A 4,073-nucleotide genomic window follows, 5' to 3' on the forward strand; every position below is an offset into this window, starting at 1 on the left:
AAACCCTGAACCCTGAACCCTGTCTTTCAAACCCTGAACCCTGAACCCTGTCTTTCAAACCCTGAACCCTGAACCCTGTCTTTCAAACCCTGAACCCTGAACCCTGAACCCTGTCTTTCAAACCCTGAACCCTGAACCCTGAACCCTAAAATATGAGCTGCCCAAACATTACCCAAAATTTATCAGCTTTCGTCAACGACGAATTGAGTCAGCCTGAATCCCGGCTGGTGGCTGAGCATCTGATGCAATGTCTGGCCTGCCGTGAGCGGTATGACCAGATCAAGTTTGGTTCCCAACTGGCTGGTGAACTTCCCTTGTTGAAAGCCCCAGAGGGAATGTGGGCCGAAATCGAACGGGCACTTGATGGAACAAAAGCCAAACCGGCACAGACTGCGGGTTGGACTTTCAGCCGTATGCTGCGTTTTGCCTGCCTGACACTTTCTCCGGTGTTCGTGGTCATTGCGATGGTGATGATTGGTGTCGGATACCTCACACGGCAATTTGAGGGGCCTGTCGTGCAGGTTCGTTCTGAGCAGCGAGCGCTCTCAGATTTTGAACGGTTTGGACGTGAACTGCACCAAACTTTGGGAAACGGAACGGTGAAGCTCGATTTTTTGACCACGACGCCAGGTGAAATTCGCAGGTGGGTCAGTGACCATACTCACCTTCATGCCTGGGTTGCGCTTGAACGACCTGTTGAAGATGGCGACTTTTACAAACCAGTGGGTGTGAAAAAAGTTCTGTTTAAAGGGGCTGAAGCCATTTGTGTGGTGTATCGGGTGGGAAGCCATCCGGTGACGCTGCTGGCGATGAATCAGCAAGCATTACCTGAACTTCCAAAAGAACGCCCGCACTTTGTGGACGTTGCCACCCGAACTGACCCTGAATCGGGCCTCAAGGTGATGTCGTGGGCTAAAGACGAACAAGCGTATGTTGTGGTTTCCGATCTTCCTGATTCCGGTCAACAAGGGTGTTTTATCTGTCACGCCCAGCCGGAACGTCGGGAACAAATCCGGTCGGGTTTTCAGCAAGGAGGAACTTCCAAATGAAACGAAATCTTCAGCTCTTGATGGTGGTGGCAGCTTTATTCATGGGCGGTGCCGTTTCGGACTGGGCGGCGATTGCTGGAAAGTATCAGCCGGAACAGTCAACTGAAAAATTGTATCAGCTTGGGAAACAGCTCTTTGTTGCCCGCTGTGCCAGTTGCCACAACGAAAACGGAGACAAGCCGCTCAAAGACGGCCCACCCCTCAACCAGCGGGCCCTCTCACGGGAAGTGATTGAAAAGAATGTGAATAGCCGGTTGAGTACGGCCACTGACGATGAAAAACGTGGCGTGGCGATCTATATCGAGGGAATGAAAAAAGCCACGGACTCCACTCGCTGACGCTTGTTTCGCCCGAGGCTTTACTTCTATCGCCCACGTTGTGGACTCAAAACCGGAATACAATTTGGGAATGAACTCCTCGTATTACGAAGAGGCTAAATCATTGAAAGAATTGTATTTCCCAGCAACCTTGAACACTATTTCTTCACTTTCGATTTGCCGGTTTTGGGAGCTGAGTTGAATGCCATTCCCATTTCCTTGAAGATTCGGGTTTCAAGTCCTTCTTTGTATGTGTCGGAAGGTTTATACAAATCGAAGTGATCTCGACCGGGGACGAGTTCGACAACGGCATCGCTTCCTTTTTCCTTCAGAAAATCCCGCAGGAGTCGGACGGCGCCTTCAAGGTAGAAGGTATCTGCTTCACCACAAACAATATGAATCTTCCCGGCCAGTTTGGGCCCGAGCGTCGCCCAGTTTTTTTCCAGTGTCAGACGGATGTCATACTTTTCCCAGGCTTTCAGGACGGTTTGATCAAACTCGCCGGTTGTCCGGTCAAATAAACTCATTGGTCGTCCAGCTCGGTCCTTCGGACTAAACACCCATTCGAACGAAGATAGTTGCCCACCCAGCCCGCCGGTTTCAATTTCCTCTTTGAGGGTGTATGCCTCAATCGTAAATACAACCTCACCACCCATGCGCACGAGCGGATGAGGCTTCCCATCCGAAGTCCGGTACAGATTTTCAGTGGTGCCTGGCGTCGCATTGATGCCTGAAAAGCTGCGGAAATCCACCGGATCAGGTGACGTTGACCAGGTACCACCGAAAAAATCAGGGTAAGTGATTTGAAGCCACAGTGTGCTCCATCCTCCAGAGGAATGGCCAGTTAAGAAGCGAGCTGCGGTTTTGGGGATTTGACGAAAGTTTTTCTCAAGGTAGGGAATGAATTCCTCAGTGAGTGCGCGTCCCCAGGGACCGTTGTTCACGGAATCGGCAAAGACGTGATGACCTGTCGGAAACGAAGCATCCAGAAAAACATGGATCATTTCGGGGTACTTCCCGTCGGCCATTCCCTTGAGCAACTTCGGTCCAGCATATTTGGCCCCAAAGTGGTTGCCTCCGAAACCGTGAACATTATAGACCGTCGGATAGGTTCGTTTCGGGTCTTTCAGGTAACTGGGTGGCAAGACAACCCCAGCCCGCATTGTCATTGGGCGACCCCAAAAGGCTGACAGCATTGGACTTTGAAATTCAACCAGTTTAATCGAATCTGTTTCTTCAAAAGGCTGTGAGTCCCCAATGCGCTCAGAAAGTAAAAGCTCGACTGGAAGAGTATTGGCAGGGTTGAGATTCTCAACTTCCGTGATCGCACTCACCAAATCACCCTGGTCAAGACCAGTCGAGGGAGACGCCGCGGTGTCAAACCAAACCTGAACGAAGTATTTCCCGGCGGGAGATTTCGAAAATGGCTGCGGAAAGGCCATTGCATCCGGATTCAATTCAAGCATCTGGCCAGGTGCCATTCGCAGAGAATGAGATCCAGCCACCAGAATTCTCGGGTCGAAACTGCCAATCAGGCTGTTTGGTTTTTCCGCTGATTGGGCCATGACCACAACGAATCGGCCAGGTGTTGATTTGGGAAGAAGTTCAGCTTTTGCTGCGATTTGGAATCGAATCGGTCCTGTTGAAGAAGGGCCGGTTTGGGCGGATATCACAGACGTGCTCACAAAAAACAGGTGAAGCACCACGAGAAATGAAAAGACGAGGTTTCGCATAAATTGAGCTGCCTCAAGGTCTTGAGATTTTGAATTGGCGAACCGGATTTGAGGAGTGAGGTTGATATTGCAGGTTCAGTTTCCTTCAAACTACACCTGTGTCTGATGGTTCAGAAAAAATCTTCTTTTTCCAGGTTTGGCGAGTGGTTTCGAGCAACATCTGCCGTTTATGGAGTTCGTTGACGGCGGGCATTAATGAACGATTGCACGCACAGACCGACGAAAATACCCAGCAGAATTGCGGTGACGGACTGCGCAATCACTGCCGCCGGACGTTGGACCGTTCCACCCGAGAGCAACACCGGTAGTTTGATGAGCGCCCTGGCTGTCATCAGGAACCCAATCAACCCAATCAACACGGCCACGTGCATGGCGTGTTTGCGCTGGTCTTCTTTCATCAGGGCAATCACTCCGGCCAATCCAATCACCAGACCCATCACGGCGGGAATCAATGCCGTCTTGGCCCCGGTATTCATAAAACCAACCACACCAATGAGAATCAAAGCAAGTCCAGTTCCAACAGTAACTTTAGGCATCATAACGATTTACCACATAACAAGAAGGATTGTGAATAAAGAGGGAGGGTGTCCGATGCTTCGGATTTTCCCAAGATTTGACGAAGCAGGCATCTTAGCCACCTGAGCCCATCCATCCAAGCCAACCTTGCAGAATGAAGAATGGAAAAAGTGGTTAGTGGCTAGTGGTTAGTACAAGTCCCCATAAAAGGGGGATGAAATTCAACCACTCGCTGGGAGAAACATTGGTTTTCGCCCATCCGGGCGAAAGCCAATTCGGAATCACCGAAATTCCATCACTATTTATGGGGACTTGTACTAAGGGAGTCGGATGGAAATATCATACCACCAGGGTTCAGGGTTCAGGGTTCAGGGTTCAGGGCCAGATACTCCACGTTGAGTGGTACCCGCCAGTTCCCCAGTCTTCATCTTGAGTGGGATCAGTCAACTCATCGCCGA

The 4,073-nt window shown here is 50.6% G+C and carries 4 protein-coding genes; 2 read left to right on the plus strand and 2 right to left on the minus strand.

The annotated features are described in order from the left end of the window. Positions 1-152 precede the first annotated feature (152 nt). Both HY774_14675 and HY774_14680 read left to right on the plus strand, forming a co-directional pair. Positions 153-1,049, plus strand: a complete 897-nt coding sequence (locus tag HY774_14675) for a zf-HC2 domain-containing protein (protein MBI4749729.1) — start codon at positions 153-155, stop codon at positions 1,047-1,049. Continuing rightward, positions 1,046-1,387, plus strand: a complete 342-nt coding sequence (locus HY774_14680; GenBank protein ID MBI4749730.1) for a c-type cytochrome — start codon at positions 1,046-1,048, stop codon at positions 1,385-1,387. The genes HY774_14675 and HY774_14680 overlap by 4 nt, the downstream gene beginning before the upstream one ends. A 137-nt stretch (positions 1,388-1,524) precedes the next feature. Here the strand turns inward: HY774_14680 and HY774_14685 are convergent, their stop codons facing one another. Next, on the minus strand, positions 1,525-3,099 hold the full coding sequence (locus tag HY774_14685; protein ID MBI4749731.1) for an enterochelin esterase: 1,575 nt from the start codon (positions 3,097-3,099) through the stop codon (positions 1,525-1,527). A gap of 167 nt (positions 3,100-3,266) precedes the next feature. Beyond that, positions 3,267-3,638, minus strand: a complete 372-nt coding sequence (locus tag HY774_14690) for a hypothetical protein (GenBank protein MBI4749732.1) — start codon at positions 3,636-3,638, stop codon at positions 3,267-3,269. Positions 3,639-4,073: the final 435 nt, after the last annotated feature.

Source organism: Acidobacteriota bacterium (genome assembly GCA_016208495.1).
GTDB lineage: Bacteria > Acidobacteriota > Blastocatellia > Chloracidobacteriales > Chloracidobacteriaceae > JACQXX01.

Bases quoted from the DNA above. Each gene is read 5' to 3' on its own strand.
- HY774_14675 (MBI4749729.1), top strand. From the start codon at position 153: ATGAGCTGCCCAAACATTACCCAAAATTTATCAGCTTTCGTCAACGAC.
- HY774_14680 (MBI4749730.1), top strand. From the start codon at position 1,046: ATGAAACGAAATCTTCAGCTCTTGATGGTGGTGGCAGCTTTATTCATG.
- HY774_14685 (MBI4749731.1), bottom strand. From the start codon at position 3,099: ATGCGAAACCTCGTCTTTTCATTTCTCGTGGTGCTTCACCTGTTTTTT.
- HY774_14690 (MBI4749732.1), bottom strand. From the start codon at position 3,638: ATGATGCCTAAAGTTACTGTTGGAACTGGACTTGCTTTGATTCTCATT.